Annotated in this window: 13 protein-coding genes; 4 read left to right on the top strand and 9 right to left on the bottom strand. The window is 57.6% G+C overall.

Annotated features, from left to right (window positions below):
• Position 1: 1 nt before the first annotated feature.
• From OEU85_RS08150 to OEU85_RS08135, 4 genes are read right to left on the bottom strand one after another with little or no spacing between them, the layout of a single operon-like run.
• Positions 2-1,210: a hypothetical protein gene (locus OEU85_RS08150; protein ID WP_262690980.1), complete on the bottom strand. Its 1,209-nt coding sequence runs from the start codon at positions 1,208-1,210 to the stop codon at positions 2-4.
• Between the two features lie 10 nt (positions 1,211-1,220).
• Complete coding sequence (locus OEU85_RS08145; protein WP_262690979.1) at positions 1,221-1,955, bottom strand: N-acetylmuramoyl-L-alanine amidase; 735 nt, start codon at positions 1,953-1,955, stop codon at positions 1,221-1,223.
• A 3-nt stretch (positions 1,956-1,958) separates the two neighbouring features.
• Positions 1,959-2,855 carry a DMT family transporter gene (locus OEU85_RS08140; RefSeq protein WP_262690978.1) on the bottom strand — a complete coding sequence of 299 codons (897 nt, stop codon included), beginning with the start codon at positions 2,853-2,855 and terminating at the stop codon, positions 1,959-1,961.
• A 4-nt stretch (positions 2,856-2,859) separates the two neighbouring features.
• Positions 2,860-3,588 carry a TerB family tellurite resistance protein gene (locus OEU85_RS08135; protein ID WP_262690977.1) on the bottom strand — a complete coding sequence of 243 codons (729 nt, stop codon included), beginning with the start codon at positions 3,586-3,588 and terminating at the stop codon, positions 2,860-2,862.
• A 184-nt stretch (positions 3,589-3,772) separates the two neighbouring features.
• Between OEU85_RS08135 and OEU85_RS08130 the strand changes: the two genes are divergently transcribed.
• Positions 3,773-4,903, top strand: a complete 1,131-nt coding sequence (locus tag OEU85_RS08130) for a beta-ketoacyl-ACP synthase III (protein WP_262690976.1) — start codon at positions 3,773-3,775, stop codon at positions 4,901-4,903.
• A gap of 84 nt (positions 4,904-4,987) precedes the next feature.
• Here the strand turns inward: OEU85_RS08130 and OEU85_RS08125 are convergent, their stop codons facing one another.
• The 5 genes from OEU85_RS08125 to OEU85_RS08105 form a co-directional block, all read right to left on the bottom strand.
• Entirely contained in the window at positions 4,988-6,220 is a 1,233-nt protein-coding gene (locus OEU85_RS08125) for an ABC transporter permease (protein ID WP_262690975.1), read from the bottom strand.
• Entirely contained in the window at positions 6,217-6,927 is a 711-nt protein-coding gene (locus OEU85_RS08120) for an ABC transporter ATP-binding protein (protein ID WP_262690974.1), read from the bottom strand. Before OEU85_RS08120 ends, OEU85_RS08125 begins: the two co-directional genes overlap by 4 nt.
• Positions 6,924-8,405 (bottom strand): efflux RND transporter periplasmic adaptor subunit, encoded by a 1,482-nt coding sequence (locus tag OEU85_RS08115; protein WP_262690973.1) that lies wholly within the window; start codon positions 8,403-8,405, stop codon positions 6,924-6,926. Before OEU85_RS08115 ends, OEU85_RS08120 begins: the two co-directional genes overlap by 4 nt.
• A gap of 97 nt (positions 8,406-8,502) precedes the next feature.
• Positions 8,503-9,720: a GGDEF domain-containing protein gene (locus OEU85_RS08110; RefSeq protein ID WP_262690972.1), complete on the bottom strand. Its 1,218-nt coding sequence runs from the start codon at positions 9,718-9,720 to the stop codon at positions 8,503-8,505.
• An 80-nt stretch (positions 9,721-9,800) separates the two neighbouring features.
• Positions 9,801-10,538 (bottom strand): TMEM175 family protein, encoded by a 738-nt coding sequence (locus OEU85_RS08105; RefSeq protein WP_262690971.1) that lies wholly within the window; start codon positions 10,536-10,538, stop codon positions 9,801-9,803.
• A gap of 125 nt (positions 10,539-10,663) precedes the next feature.
• Here OEU85_RS08105 and OEU85_RS08100 point away from each other — a divergent pair, with 125 nt between their 5' ends.
• The 3 genes from OEU85_RS08100 to OEU85_RS08090 all read left to right on the top strand — a co-directional run bounded on the left by OEU85_RS08100 (position 10,664) and on the right by OEU85_RS08090 (position 15,335).
• On the top strand, positions 10,664-11,035 hold the full coding sequence (locus OEU85_RS08100) for a BlaI/MecI/CopY family transcriptional regulator (RefSeq protein WP_262690970.1): 372 nt from the start codon (positions 10,664-10,666) through the stop codon (positions 11,033-11,035).
• Positions 11,035-14,019 carry a M56 family metallopeptidase gene (locus OEU85_RS08095; protein WP_262690969.1) on the top strand — a complete coding sequence of 995 codons (2,985 nt, stop codon included), beginning with the start codon at positions 11,035-11,037 and terminating at the stop codon, positions 14,017-14,019. Before OEU85_RS08100 ends, OEU85_RS08095 begins: the two co-directional genes overlap by 1 nt.
• Before the next feature lie 137 nt (positions 14,020-14,156).
• A complete protein-coding gene (locus OEU85_RS08090) occupies positions 14,157-15,335 on the top strand; it encodes a dipeptidase (RefSeq protein ID WP_262690968.1) in 1,179 nt (392 codons plus the stop codon).
• Positions 15,336-15,380: the final 45 nt, after the last annotated feature.

Below are 15,380 nucleotides of genomic sequence, written 5' to 3'. Positions count from 1 at the left end.
CCTAGTTCAACAGTGGTGCCATCAGGGCAAGCGCCAATGCCTGGTTGTCATCGTCTTCCATGGACTTTACGATGCGGCTGGCAAGGTCGATATTCGCGTTATCAAGTGCACCTTCAAGCAGCTTCAGGCGCACAATGTCGCGCTCGTACGCGCCTTGCAGCTGGGCTACCTCACCCAGCACTTCGCGCATTTTCGCAGCGATCTTTTCCTCGCCCTGCCCGGTACGCAACGAGGCGAGATAAGCTGCTTTTGAATCGACCTGCTTGAAATTTTCAAGGCGCTCCAGCGCAGCATCCAGATAACCAATGCCTGCCTCCACGGGGCCAACCTGAACCGCAAAATCCAGCATCTGGGCCTCGTTCCGGCCAAGGCGTCCGCCGTGCAACAGCGCCAGGTCATAACTGGCCCGGACAAGCGCCGGGTTCATGCCCGCATCATACATGGCACGAACGCGCTGTGCGACGACATCGGCACGTGTGCCAAGCCCCACAACACCGGTGAAAAGCTCATCCGCTTCGGTCAGATATCCATTGCGTTCTGCCATATCGCCCATACGGTCGGCAATGACGGCGAGGTGGATAATACCGCGATAACGCTGGTCCGTGCGGTCAAGTACCCGCACTTCCTTGTCCAGGTCCGGCAGTTTCACCGTCGTCAGCGTTTCTTTCGGCGCGCGCGCAAGAAGGCTGAGTTCCCGCCAGAAAGCCTTGGTGCGGTTCTGCATCTGACCAAGCGCCACACGCGCATCGGCAAGCTGCCCTGCTGCGATGGCTTCTTCCGCGACTTCAGTCAGCACCGTGTCCTTTATGCCTTCATTTTGCAACTCACCAACAAGTGCCAACGCGCCGGACACATCGCCGGCCCGCGCCAGCAGCGGAGCAATCTCTGTGATCTTTTCCTGCGTGACAAAGGTGATCTTGACCGTGCGTGCTTCATCAAGCGCCAGCATAAGGGTCTGGATGGCCTGGTCTGTCTGACCGGTCTCGATCATTGACCTGGCGACGCCTATAAGCACCTTGGCGCGTTCAATTCCCAGTTCTTCGCTGATCACCGTCTGCAGGGCAGAGGTAAAGGCGCAGTCCCGCGTGGGTGCCTCCAGGCACGCCAGGGTCTGTTCATTGGGCTTATGCTCGTTCGTGACGGTGGGGCTTTGTGCAAAGGCAGGGCTCGCCATCATGCCCAGCATGGAAGAAAGAAGCAGTGTTTTCATATACCTTCCCCTATTGGCCTAGCTGGCCCGCGATATCTTCCAGAATGGAAGCGGTCCCAATATCGATCACGCCAGAGACGGTTTCGGGTCGCCAATGTGCCTGGAAGGCACGAACTGCACACTCGGTTGTGGCGTCGAAACTTTGAATGTCATCTATAGAGTATCCAATGATACCTAATTGTTTGTTAAACTTGACGACATTGACATTTTTTTGGCCACGTTTTGCGATAACCGTGACATCCGCCCCGCCAACCTGGGGCCATAAACCGAAGCCGTGTCTGGCAAGGCGTTGCCACGGGAACAAATCACCGGGGTCCTGTTTGCGATCCGGCGCGATATCGCTGTGGCCAACATAACCATGTCTGTTGATATGGTGACGCGTGTTGATGCCTTCAAGAAGCGACAACAGGCTTGTGACCTGGGCTTCGGGGAACGCCCGATAGCCAAAGTCATGCCCCGGGTTCACAAGCTCGATGCCGATAGAGGTATGATTGAGGTTGTCCACCCCGCGCCACCGCGAAACGCCGGCATGCCACGCGCGTTTTTCTTCCGGCACCAGCGCAAACACACGGCCATCCTCTTCTATGAGATAATGGGCGGAAACCTGGGCTACCTTGTCGCACAATCGCTCAAGCGCCACCTGACCCGTCGCCATGCCCGTATAATGCAGCACAACGGTGTCAATAACCGCACCCGCAGGGCGTTCATTCCAGTTGGGGGACGGATGCAAAATAATATCAGGCATTATCTAAACCGCCGCCCTGTCCTCTGCGACCTCAGCGAGACGGGCAGAACGCGCATTGTTCCTTAGCGTCACCACCAGCACACCCGCAAGCGTCAGGGCGCCACCAAGCGCCATCCGCCAGGTGAAGGCCTCATTCAGCATGATAACCCCAGCGAGAACCCCCACCACCGGGGTCAAGAGGAAATAGGGCGAAACAACAGATACCTCATATTTTCTGAGCAGATAGTTTGCCCCACCATGGCCAATGACGGAAGAGCCGATGCCACTATAGAGCACAGCCAGCCAGGCGCTTGTTGGCGCGGCCTCAACCATCTCCAGTTGCCCGCTTTCAAACGCGAAAGACAGCAGCAACGACCCGATAACCCCGGCCACACCCACCCAGGCCTGTGTAGTCACCGCCCGCACGTCCTTCAGCCGCCGCATCAGGATCGCGGACACCGAATACATCAGCGCCGCGAACGTCATGACAAGCAGACCTTCCCAATAGGTAAAAACGGTTGGGTCAAGGCCAAGCGCCAAGACGCCGACAAAACTGAGCGCTATGCCAGCCGCCCGTTTCCACCCCACCGTTTCGCCCAGCAGGAAAATGGCCAGAAGTGTCGAGAACGGGACATTAAGCTGAGAGGCAATCGCCACTGAGCCAACACCATCCGACAATTTCACTGCCCAGAAGACAGCGCCAAAATGGATGACACCCAACGCAACGGCGGCGATTGCGAGGTCGGCCATGCGCCCCGGGATGATGCGCAGGAAAGGCCACAGCATTATCACCACCGCCGCAAACCGAAGGCCATTGGCAAAAATCGGTGAAAAACCTTCCAGTGCCCATTTTGCCGCAACAAAGTTCACGCCCCAGGCGATTGTCACCAGAATTACCAGCAGAATATCAAGAAACTTCATCGCGTTACTTCTTCCTGCGGTCGGTTATGATCTGGTCATAGGCCGCATTGATTTCTGCTGCGCGGCGGGTTGCCACGGCGATAAAGTCGTTGGGGACACCTTCGGCGATCAGGCGATCGGGGTGGGTTTCCCGTACCAGCTTGCGGTAGTGTGCCTTCAGGTCTGCATCGCTGATGGAAGGCTTCACGCCCAGCACGCCATAAGGGCAGCTTGGGTCCGCGCCCACATGACGATGCACCAGGTCCGCAATCTCGTCTTTGCTGTAGCCAAAAATCTGCGCGACCGCGCGGATATAATCCAGCTCGTTGGGGTGCACTTCGCCGTCAGCTTTCGCGATGAAAAACAGCGCTTCAAGAAGGTCATTCAATACCGCGCGATTGCTGCCGATCAGGTCGGCTATCTGACGTGCATAGGCGTCAAAGCCCGCCGTATGCTGGCGGGCCATGTCGAACACGCGGCCAACATTGTGCATTTCCTCGGGCGGCACGCGGAACACCTGTTTGAAAGCATCCACCTCCTCGCGCGTTACCCGGCCATCGGCCTTCGCCATCTTGGCGGCAAGGGCAATCACTCCGATGGTAAAGGTCACGTGACGGGTGGCATCATTTGGTCGCATGCCCGCGTCAACGCCGGCGTCAACTGCGGCACCGGCCAGGATTCCGATTAATGCGCCAATAGGCCCGCCAATGGCGAGCCCGGCCGTTCCACCAATAATTTTTCCCCAGATCGACATGATATGACAGGTAGCACAGCGAATTGTGCCATCCTACAGAAAACTAAGCCATTTTTTGCATGGCAGATATTCCACGAATGTTTGGTTGGCGTATGGCAAAAAAGGCAGTATATCTGGGCGTCCTTGTAACAGCCCTGTCACAAAAGGGCTGACTGTCAGTTAAGGAATTAAGGAAAAGTTTGGCATGGTTGATGTAGTTATTTCGGGTACGGGTCTTTATGTGCCACCTCACCGGATCACCAACGAGGAACTCGTAAAAACCTTCAACGAATATGTTGACCAGTATAATGCCCACCACAAGGCAGACATTGATGCGGGCCTTGTCGCGCCCAAACAGCATTCCAGCGCCGAATTCATCGAAAAGGCATCCGGCATCAAGGCCCGCCACATGGTGGACGTTGAAGGCGTGATGGACCTTAACCGCATGATGTCCAAAATGCCTGAGGGGGGCCACGGCGACCAGGAACATGCCTGCTTCCAGGCCCATATGGCGATCGAAGCCGCAAAAGAAGCACTCGCGCAAGCGGACCTGAAGGCCGAGGAGATCGACCAGATCATCTGCTCCGCCGCCGCGCTGCAGCGTTACTTCCCGGCTATCGGCATCGAGGTCCAGCATCATCTGGGCACCAGCGGTTCCGCCCTTGATATGGTCATGGGCTGTTCAAGCGCCACCTATGGCCTGATCGCAGGCGTGAACGCCATCAAAGCCGGCACCGCTGACCGCATCCTGATGGTCAACCCGGAGATTTTCTCCACCATGGTCAACTTCCGTGACCGCGACAGCCACTTCATCTTTGGCGATATTGCCACAGCTGTGGTGCTGGAACGCGCAGACATCGCCCGCGGCAAGGACCAGTGGAAGGTAACAGGCACCAAAGCCAGCACCCAGTTCTCCAGCAATATCCGCTCACACTACGGCCCGATGACCCGCCTTGACGATGACAGCATGCTACGCCGCGACATGTTCTTCATGCAGGAAGGCCGCAAGGTGTTCAAGGAACTGCTGCCGCTGGTGACCGAATTTATCTCAAGCCAGATCGAGGCCGACGGCCTGAAGGTTGAAGACCTCAGCCGCATGTGGTTGCACCAGGCCAACATCAACATGAACATGTATGCCGCAAAGAAGCTTCTGGGCCGCGAGCCCGAGGCGACCGAAGCGCCAACCGTGCTGGACGAATACGGCAACACCGCGGGCGCGGGTTCCGTTGTTGCCTTCCACAAACACCGCGACGACCTGAAGGCTGGTGCCAAGGGCATCATCTGCTCCTTCGGCGCGGGCTATTCAATCGGCAGCCTGATGGTGGAAAAGCTTTAGGCATACGGCCCTGTCCAGTTGAAAAGGCGCATCATGTAAATGCGCCTTTTTCTTTATCCATAGCCCTTCCCCACTACCCCATACCTATTCGTATCTCAGGGCGTCAATCGGGTTCAGTTGTGACGCCCGCCGCGCCGGGTAAAAGCCGAAGAACAGCCCCACGGTCGCTGAGCCCGCCAGCGCAAGGATCACATACAGCGGGTCCATGAGCACCGGCCAACCGGCATAATGTGCCACAAGGCCCGAACATCCGGCCCCGACGGCAAGGCCGATCATGCCCCCCACGAGGCAAAGTGTGATGGCTTCCACGAGGAACTGCACAAGGATATCGCGACCGCGCGCACCCACCGCCATGCGCAAGCCAATCTCGCGCGTGCGTTCGGTTACCGACACCAACATGATATTCATGATGCCGATGCCGCCCACCACCAGCGAAATAGCGGCTGACGTGGCCAAAAGCATGCCCATGGTATTCTGGGTTGCCGTGCGGGCCTCGATAAACTCGGACATGTTGCGCACATCAAAATTAGCCTGCGCACCGGGTTTGATATTGCGGCGTTCCATCAGGAGGGTTTCGATATCATCCTGTACGCGGCTCATGTCGGCGCCGTCGCGCACAGAGATGAACATCATCTGCACCGGTTCGGCGACCGAGCCCTCCCGCCCGACAAGGCGGGTGCGTGCGGTTGAAATGGGCACAAGAATGGTGTCATCCTGGTCCCGCCCCATGCCTGACTGGCCCTTCTCGGCCAGCACCCCGACCACTTCAAACGGAATGTTCTTGATGCGGATACGTTCACCAAGCGGTGACTGGCTGCCGAACAGCTCTTCTGCCACTGTCTGGCCAATCACGGCGACCTTGGATTTGCGGCGGATGTCCTCATCTGTCAGCGGTGAACCACTGGCCACGCCCCACGCGCGGGCGATGTGGAAATCGGCGTGCACACCCTGCACCCCTGTTTGCCAGTTGGTGTTGCCATATACCACCGCCCCGGACGCGTTGACCACGCCGGATATGGCCGCAATGTCGTAAACACCGGTTTTGATGGCGGCCACGTCCTTTTCGCTGAAGCTTTCGCTTGTGCCCGCGCCACCCCGCCGGCCACCCATCCGGTTTGAGCCCGGACGCGCGATCAGCAAATTGGTGCCCAGACTGGAGATATGCTCTTCAACGCGCTTTGCCGCCCCGGTGGAGATGGATGCCATGGTAATGACAGCGGCCACACCGATGATGATGCCCAACATGGCCAGCGCTGTGCGCAGGGCATTCAACCTCAGTGCCTCAAGCGCCACAAGGAAGGCTGCAAACAAGGTCATGACGCTGCCCTCCGCTCTGTCGCGGTGTCGCGAACAATGTGGCCATCCATGAAGTGCAACGTGCGTCCGGCATAAGCCGCCACGTCGGCGTCATGGGTCACCATCACAATGGTCATGCCGTCCGCATTCAGCTTTTGAAACAATTTCAGCACCTCAACCGACGTGGCGCTGTCGAGCGCGCCGGTTGGCTCATCGGCAAAAATAAGCTGGGGGCCTGTTACCAGCGCACGCGCAATTGCCACCCGTTGCTGTTGCCCGCCCGACAGCTCATTGGGATGGTGATCCATGCGCGAAGCGAGGTCCACCTGGGCCAACGCGCGTGTACAGCGACTGATCGCCTCAGCCCCACCAATGCCGGCATACCGTAGCGGCAGCATGGCGTTTTGCAGCGCACTGGTTCGCGGCAACAAGTTAAACTGCTGAAATACAAAGCCGATAACCTCATTCCTCAGGTCCGCAAGAGCGTCACGCGACAGGGTAGAAAGGTCTCGCCCGGCCACCTTCACCGTACCGCCTGTCGGCTGGTCAAGTGCACCGCAAATATTCATGAAGGTGGACTTGCCAGACCCCGAAGGCCCCATGACAGCCACAAACTCGCCTGGCATGATGGTCACATCAACGCCGTCCAGCGCTTTCACCGCCTGGCTACCCTGCTGGTAGTGGCGGCATAGTCCCCAGGCTTCGATCACCGGTATGGCGCGGCTCATCCTTTTGGCCTTTCTTCCCGCACAACAATCTGTGCACCACCTTCAAGCCCCCGGATAACTTCGGTGTTGTCGTCATCCGAAAGGCCGAGAAACACGTTGGCCCGTTCAAGTTTCCCATTTGTCCCCAGCACCCATAGCTGGGCACGGCGTACGCTTGCGCGCGCACTTTTACCGACCTCGTAGCTGGCCCATTGTTCATTCGTCAGGATATCTTTCATCACTTTATCCAGCATGGCTTCCATGCGCTGGCGCGCCTGCAAGCGGTCATTGGTGCCATTGTTGGGAGGGGGGCCCAAGGTCAGGCCACCAGTGCGACCGCCCCCCGCTTGCGGGCGCAACTTGGCAAATTCAGTGCGCAGTGCCTCCGTCTGCTCATCACTCAATGCAAGTTCAGACCGGAAGCGTTCGATAAACTGGCCACCGCCACGGCGCGGTTCTGTTTCCGCCACTGTTTCGGGTGGGTTCGTCGGTCGATATCTGAGCGCCTCATTGGCAACACGCACCACATCATGTTTCTCGCCAGTGAAAATTTCCACATTCGCAGTCATGCCCGGCAACAGCATACGATCCGCATTGCTGGCAGAGATCACCACGGTGTAGGTCACCACGTTCGATTCCTCCAGCGGCGCCAGACGCACCTGTTTGACAACACCGTCAAAGCTGCGTTCCGGGAAGGCGTCCACGCCGAAGGATACCCGGTTGCCCGATTGCACGGTGCCGATGTCCGCTTCGTCCACATTGGCCTCAACCTGAATTTCAGACAGATCCTGCGCCAGTTGGAACAGCGTAGGCGCCTGCAGGCTTGCTGCCACGGTTTGTCCCACGTCCACGCTGCGGGATATGACAGTGCCCTTGATGGGGGAGCGGATTTCCGTACGCGCAAGGTCAATGCGAGCCTGGTCAAGCGCCGCTTCCCGCTGCGCGACAGTGGCCCTGGCGTTTTCAAGCTGGGCTTCGGCGCTGATGAGGTCCGCCTGCGCCGTGGCGTACGATGTCTCCGCCCCGTCAAGCGCGCTGACCGACACGTTACCCCGTTTCTCCAGGTCTTTCTGCCGCGCAAGGGTGCGCTCAGCTTCCCTGAGCTGCGCCTTGGCGCGGGTGATTGATGCCTGCTGCACAGTAACTGTCGCCCGAGCGACAGCCAGTTCCGCCTCTGTCTGCTTAACGCGGGTTGCGAATGTTTGCGGATCGATCCGGGCAAGAAGCTGCCCCTCTTCCACCTCATCGTTATAATCCGCCAGCATTTCGGCCACCTGGCCTGAAAGCTGCGAGCCTATGTCAACAGTGATAAGCGGACGCACCGAACCACTGGCGGACACGCTGCGCTGGATGGTGCCAATATCGGCAGGTTTGGTGATGTATTGGCCGGTCGCCGCCATGCTGGCGTCTTCATCGCCGGCAACATACCAGATGCCTGCCCCAACGATGGTGGCCACAAGGGCAAATTTAAAAATTCGTGGTCTGGTATGACGTTTCATTTCAGTCTCGCTCACAAAGTTATTGCTTTGAGACTATTACGCACGCCAGCGGTGCCACCCTCCGCATGACGCGCGATAAAACAGGATATTGGGAAAACTAATCGGCGGGCGGTACAGGCGGCATCGAACCGGCGGATGCGATATGGCCAGGCCCCATTTTCTGGGCTTCTTTCATAGCCTTATAGGCCGCGTCCAGCATGCCGTCCGACAGCAGATCATCGCCGCGGGCCGTCATCACACCGGTACTGAGGGTAAGGGACACTTCCTTTTCCTGCACGGTGAACGGCACGTCACAGACAGCCGCGCGAACGCGATTTGCAACAAGGGCCGCCCCTTCTTCATCCGTGCCCGGCAGCAACAGCACAAATTCCTCACCGCCAAAACGGCAGAAAACATCTTGTGCCCGGCGACCTTCCATTACACGCTCGCCAAAATGGCTCAGCACCGTGTCCCCCACCAGATGCCCAAAGCGCAGATTGATGCGCTTGAAGCGGTCGATGTCGATCATGATCAGCGACACCGGCTCAGACAACCGTTTGGAGCGCGCAACAACGGTCTTGATCACGGTGATGAACGCCCGCCGGCTCAGCGCCTGCGTCAGCGGGTCCATCATCGCCTGGATTTTCAGCTCGTTCTGCAACCGCTCGGTGGTCATGATGATCACCGTCAGTGCCAGCATCAGCACAAAAATCATCGATTCCACCTGCGTCCAGACGGCAAGGTTCAGTTCATCGAAGTGCATGACATCCACCGGCAGTTGACGCCATTCATAGGACCGATAAACGTGGAAAAGCGTGTGGCCTAGGAACAGCATGGCGGCAATGGCTGCGCCGACAGATGTACGCTTGACAATACCCCGATAAAACGCCCGCCGGCCGCCAAGTGCCCGCACAAGCGTCAACACCGTTGCAAAGGAGAACATGGCCACAAAAGCCGACAGCAACGCCCCACGCAAGGCACCGTTATAGCCGCCGACAACATGGGTCGAAAGAGAGACAGCGGCAGCCGCCATAAGGACAAAGGCCAAATAGCTGAGCGCGCGTGACCCCACCCCCCAGAATGTCGCAATAGAAAGCCAGACAACCATGTGACTGAAAAGGATCAGCAGGTCGCCTGACAGCATGGCAAACATGCCTGGACCGTCGGCTGTCGGAATGAGCAGATAGCTGCCGACCGTCGCCGCGATCACACCGAACGCGGCACCACGCAGCCCCATGGTGCCCAGATTGGCAAGCCAGTGCGCCGTCAGCGCAAGTGAAGATAAAACCAGCAGCAATGTTGTTGCCGCGATTAAGGTTGGCACATCCAACGTCACAGAGCTCCCCCGCCCGTGTTGATAAAGTCCATCCGCCCCAGTCGCGGAACACTGTATGGATTCTGCTGCAGAATGCAAATCTAACTTGATGTGGCCTGATCCACGGACAGGAGACGTTTCTCCCTCCCGGCAAAATGCCGCCCGATGATGACTTCGATCGGCCAAATCAGCCAGTACACAAAGCCGGCGGCAGGCAACTGCCAGGCGGGCGGGCACACAATGACCAGAAAGGTGCTGATCAACGCGACAGCGACCACGACACCATAAGCCCATATGTGCCCCGTGACCGCAAGACGCTCTGACGCATCCAGATCCAGCGCATCCGCATTATGTCGCGCCAGCACATAAAACAACGTCAGACAGAAAAAGATTGCTCCAAACCCAAGGGAATAAATGATGTGAAGCGCGGGCGCATCCGCCAAGGAAATCGAAATATAAAACTCGATCGGAATCCCCAGCGCTTTATGCATGACAAGAAAGCTGATCAACACCGTGGACAGGTATTTTAGCGGATAAACAAACAGAAGGATGAGGAACAGCATAACCCCGTTCAACCACATGGTGCCATTTGTCTCCAGCCCGAACTGCCTGAAAAAGCGATAATGGCAATGCCAGATAAAGCCAAAAGCCAACAGTGAACATGCAAATGCAGGCGCGTGCATCATGGCGTTCTGGAGGTCCGCAAAACTTTGAGGTATCTCAAGTGAGACCACAAGCAGGGTCAAAGCAAAACCAAACACCGCATCTGAGAGGAATTCTACCCTGTTCATCTCCCTGCCGCGCACACGGATGCCGTTAAGATAATCCGCTTTCATCATTCCCTCCCCATTTTTTCCCCACAGGCTGACAGGCCTGTTTTCCCCTGCCAAGAAAAAAAGAGTTTGACGCCCTACTACAGCTGTAGTAACTAACTTCTACACATGTAGTAGAAAAGGTTTTGACGATGGCAGGCAATATCAAACTCAGCGACCAGCAGTATCAGATCGTTCAGGTTCTGTGGCAGCTTGGCGAAGGCTCCGCAAAGGACGTGCAGCAGGCGCTTGATGACCTGTCGCTTGCCCATACAACCGTTGGCACGGTCTTGTCCCGGCTTGAGAAAAAAGGCGTGCTGTCATCCGAGCCCCGTGGACGGGAGCGCATCTACCGTGCCGAGATTGACGAGCGCGACGTAAAACGTTCCATGGTCACGTCGCTGGTGTCCACCCTGTTCAAAGGGGACAGCAAGGCGCTTCTGGCCCATCTGGTACGCGAGGGCGACTTTGACGAAGGTGACCTCAGCGACGTACAGGCGCTGCTTGAAAAGGATAAAAGCTGATGTTTGATTTTATCGCTGACATGCCACTCGTGGAGCTTTTCATCAAATTCATCATTGCCAGCACCGTGCTGATGGGGGCTGTGTGGTTGGCCGAGAAGATCAGGCTGATCAACACGCCTGACCTTGCGGAACTTGCCTGGAAGCTCGCCATCGCGGGCTCCTTTGTCGCGCTTTTGCCTGTTGGAAACTGGCTCTCGGGCCCGATTACCATTGAGCACACCGGCGCCGCACAGATTGTGCAGCAGCTTGAAGAAGGACGCCCGCTCTCCACCATGGGAGCGCACCGCAATATCAGGCAACACACGATTCCCGATAACGACATCCCGGTGCACGAGTTTGAAAACACGGCCGGTATAGGCGTCGGTACACCGCCCTCTGTCACCATCACCGCCCCGACAGAGATACGGACTGGAGAAGTAGAGATACTAACATCCGCAACGCCGCGTGAGACAAGCACGCGAGATAACACCACGACCAAAAAGGTCACCGGCACCGAGCCATTCATGCCCGAGGCCGACAGCGAGGAAACAACAAGCACAAGCTTGCTCGCCGGTGTTGCGGACCTGAGCACCAAACAGATCACAGCGCTTTTGTGGGGGCTTGTCGCCCTCATGGCCACCGGCGCGCTTGCCTTTGCCTACCGTCTTGCGGTCAAGGATCTCGGCAGCCGCACCCGTGTGGATGCTGAACACAAAGCCAACCAGACCTTAAGGGAAATCTGCACCCAGGTGGATATCCGCCATGTGCCCTACCTCAGCCGTTCAAGCGATATCAAAAGCCCGATCTGCCTGCCACGGCGCGAGATCTGCCTGCCAGACTGGGCCTTCGATGACCTGCCGCATGAGGAGCTTAAAAGCCTTCTGGCACATGAGATCGGCCATATGGTTCGCCGCGATCCGCTTATGCTGATGGCGCTGCAGATGTTATCCCGACTGTTCTTCTTTCAGCCGATGTTCATACTGGCGCGCAAGCGGCTGACAGATATCGCGGAACTTGCCGCGGACGAGTGGGCAGCAAAGCAACTGGCGGACGCAAGAGCCGTCGCTACTGCTCTTTTTACCTGTGCGACCAGAATACAAGAAAATCGACAGATACAATGGGGATTAGCAATGGCTGGAAATAAATCCATGCTGAAAACACGCGTGGAGCGCCTTATCGGTGCCGAACGCCTACCGTTTAAAAATGCGGGCATTGCCGCCAAGGGTGGCCTGACGGCTGGCATGGTGGTGTTGGCCCTTGGCCTGCCCTCGATCCAGTTTGCCGAAGCCATGACCGCTGAACGCGCCCTGGGTGGTGACTGGACCGTGGAATCCGTGGACGCCGATTCCAACTGGGCGCTGGATAGCGATCACAGTGAAGAACCCAAGAAACTGCAACGAGAAATGCGCATTGCAGAACGCGAGAGAAAAAACGCGGAGAGGCGTGCCCGTAAAGCAGAAATCAAGGCCGCCTTGGCGGGCGAGGCCGAGCAGGACCTCGACCGCATCGAGGAACAGCTCCGCCACCACGAAGGCGGTGTGAACGGTAAAACACTGCGCGCCATGGGCATCAGCAACGTTCGCGGCACGCTTAAGGTAACCGACAACAGCTTCAGCTTTACCAGCGAAGACGGTAAAGAGCGCGCGCACAGCGACGGTGACCGCCGCAGTATCAGCATCACACATGATGACGACGGTGACGTCTCCGGCAACATGGTCTGGGTGAACAATGATCGTGTCATCAAGGCTGAATGGGACGGTGAATTTGAGCTGACAGACGACGAACGCAGCATCAAACGCGTTGACGACGGCGGCGAGCTTGAACTTCAAACCAAGGGCGACGGCCCGCGCCGCCGTATCAGGTTTGAAAGTGAGGATGGCCGTATTGAGACCACCTACTGGCTTGACGGCGACAAAACGGCGCTTGACCGCGACGGTGAGGAATGGGTTGCCAACACCCTGCTGACCCTGATCCGCGAAACGGGCCTGAATGCCGACAAACGTGTCGCCCGCATACTTAAGGACGACGGTGTCAAAGGCGTGCTGCGCGAGATGGACCGCATCAATAGCGACTATGTCACCCGCATCTACAGCTCCAACCTTGTTGAACAGGCAAACCTGAGCGAACGCGAGGCCATGCAGCTCGTTGACCGCCTCACCAAGCTTGAGAGCGACTACGAGATGCGTCTCGCACTCACCACGCTGATGGTGGAGGAAAAACTGAGCGACAAGGTAATGCCAAAAATCCTCGAGGCGGCGGAGAATATCGAAAGCGACTATGAACTGCGCCTGCTGCTGTCGCCGTATCTCGACAAGTTCGGTGTCAACAAGAAGACCATGAAGACGCTGATCGCCCTGGCAAAGCGTATGGACAGCGATTATGAAATCCGGCTGCTACTGTCGCCCTACTTCGGCAAAACAGATCTCGACAATGACATGATGAATGAGCTTCTTGACGTGGCTTATCAGATCGACAGCGACTATGAGATGCGCCTTCTCCTCAGCGAGGCCGTGACCGGCAAGACGCTGAGCACCAAGAACATCGAGAAGCTGGCCCGCATTGCAAGCGAACAGCTGGACAGCGACTATGAGACACGGCTTTTCGTGGGTGCCTTTGTCGAGCAGATAACGCAGTCCGAGGACGCAACTGAAACCCTGATCGATAAGGTGGCGCACAAGATCGACAGCGATTATGAACGCCGCCTGACGATCTCAATGCTCATTTCACATGGCAAGATGACGGAAAAGGCGTGGCTCAGTGCCATCGATGCTGCCAAGGATATTGATAGCGACTACGAAAAAGCGCTGACCCTTAGCGAAGTGGGCCACATGATGCCAAAGGGCAGTGAGAAGATCACCAACGCCTACAACGATGCCGTTCAAAGCATTGATAGCGACTATGAGCGGGAGCGTGTGGCATCGGTCAAGCGTGCCCGGCCTGTACCCGAGCCACGCCCGGCACCAACACCGCGTCCGCAAAAAGCCGTGGAGCCAACAGGAATTTAATCAGACTGCGTTTCACAACTGTCCTTGAGGGGTGCTTTCCGGCACCCCTTTTTTTTTTAAATCTGGCTTTTACTGGACAATACCGATTTCACGCCCACTATCACTATCAGGGATGGGGAAGAGATGGGGAGACGATCATGAAAAGCCGGTTGATCAAAATATTGGGCGGCATTGCCCTTCTTGCTGTTATTCTGCTTATCGTGGCCTTCACCGCCGGACCCGGCATGCTGGAACGCAGCCTGAACCGCGTCATCGACCACCGCCCCCACCAGATCAGCGCGGAAGCACAGGAATTTCATGACAGCCTGCTCGTCGCCGACTGGCATGCTGATACCATGCTGTGGAAACGCAACCTTCTCGAACGCGCCAAGCGCGGTCATGTTGACCTGCCCCGCTTGCGCGACGGCGGTATCGGCCTGCAGATGTTCACGACCGTGACCAAAACGCCGCGTGACATGAACGTGCATGAAAATGACAGCGCCAGCGACAACATCACCGCCGTGAGCTACCTGCAACTCTGGCCCGGCGCGACCCACAACAGTCTACTCGCCCGTGCGCTCTATCAGGCGGAAAAGCTGGACGGCTTCATCAAAAAATCAGCCGGTGGATTGATGTGGGTGCGCTCCAAAACAGAACTCGCGGCGTTTCTGGCCGCCCGTGAGGGCAGCGCTGCAACCGCCCCCATTGGGGCTATGCTTGGCTCGGAAGGTGGCCACCCGCTTGAAGGCCGGATCGAGAACCTTGACAAGATGTATGCCGCGGGCTTCCGCATGATTGGCCTGACGCATTTTTTTGACAATGAACTTGGCGGCTCCCTGCATGGCACCTCCAAAGCAGGCCTTACGGAGTTTGGCCGCAGTGTGGTCACCCGCATGGACGACCTTGGCATGATCATCGACCTGGCTCATTCGTCTGTGCAAACCGCGCGCGACACCCTTGCGCTGACAAAGCGGCCTGTTGTGGTGTCCCATACCGGATTTCGCGGCGCCTGCGACAGCGAGCGCAATTTCCCGGACCGCCTGATGAAAGCCATCGCGGCAAAAGGCGGCGTGATTGCCGTCGGCCTCTGGCATCAGGCGATTTGCGGCACCACGCCCGAGGCCGTGGCCAACTCGCTGGCCTATGGGATTGCACTGGTTGGCGCGGACCATGTTGCCTTGGGATCTGACTGGGACGGCGCTGTCGCCGCCATGCCGTCGGACCATACACCTGCGATCACCGCCGCCCTCCTCAAACGCGGCATCAGCGAAGACGACATCCGAAAAGTCATGGGCGGCAGCAGTATCGCCTTCCTGCAAAAATGGTTGCCTGACTGAGATAAACCCTCCCCCGCGCCGTGACCGCGAGAGCTTGCCGCTTAC

This window comes from Kordiimonas aestuarii (assembly GCF_025574465.1).
Lineage (GTDB): Bacteria > Pseudomonadota > Alphaproteobacteria > Sphingomonadales > Kordiimonadaceae > Kordiimonas > Kordiimonas aestuarii.
Note: the sequence above shows the minus strand (reverse complement) of the source record. Positions and strands in the feature narration are given on the sequence as shown.

Excerpts from the sequence above, each read along its gene's own strand:
- OEU85_RS08125 (WP_262690975.1), bottom strand. The coding sequence starts at position 6,220 with ATGACCTTGTTTGCAGCCTTCCTTGTGGCGCTTGAGGCACTGAGGTTG.
- OEU85_RS08145 (WP_262690979.1), bottom strand. The coding sequence starts at position 1,955 with ATGCCTGATATTATTTTGCATCCGTCCCCCAACTGGAATGAACGCCCT.
- OEU85_RS08105 (WP_262690971.1), bottom strand. The coding sequence starts at position 10,538 with ATGATGAAAGCGGATTATCTTAACGGCATCCGTGTGCGCGGCAGGGAG.
- OEU85_RS08095 (WP_262690969.1), top strand. The coding sequence starts at position 11,035 with ATGTTTGATTTTATCGCTGACATGCCACTCGTGGAGCTTTTCATCAAA.
- OEU85_RS08120 (WP_262690974.1), bottom strand. The coding sequence starts at position 6,927 with ATGAGCCGCGCCATACCGGTGATCGAAGCCTGGGGACTATGCCGCCAC.
- OEU85_RS08100 (WP_262690970.1), top strand. The coding sequence starts at position 10,664 with ATGGCAGGCAATATCAAACTCAGCGACCAGCAGTATCAGATCGTTCAG.
- OEU85_RS08090 (WP_262690968.1), top strand. The coding sequence starts at position 14,157 with ATGAAAAGCCGGTTGATCAAAATATTGGGCGGCATTGCCCTTCTTGCT.
- OEU85_RS08135 (WP_262690977.1), bottom strand. The coding sequence starts at position 3,588 with ATGTCGATCTGGGGAAAAATTATTGGTGGAACGGCCGGGCTCGCCATT.
- OEU85_RS08130 (WP_262690976.1), top strand. The coding sequence starts at position 3,773 with ATGGTTGATGTAGTTATTTCGGGTACGGGTCTTTATGTGCCACCTCAC.
- OEU85_RS08150 (WP_262690980.1), bottom strand. The coding sequence starts at position 1,210 with ATGAAAACACTGCTTCTTTCTTCCATGCTGGGCATGATGGCGAGCCCT.
- OEU85_RS08140 (WP_262690978.1), bottom strand. The coding sequence starts at position 2,855 with ATGAAGTTTCTTGATATTCTGCTGGTAATTCTGGTGACAATCGCCTGG.
- OEU85_RS08115 (WP_262690973.1), bottom strand. The coding sequence starts at position 8,405 with ATGAAACGTCATACCAGACCACGAATTTTTAAATTTGCCCTTGTGGCC.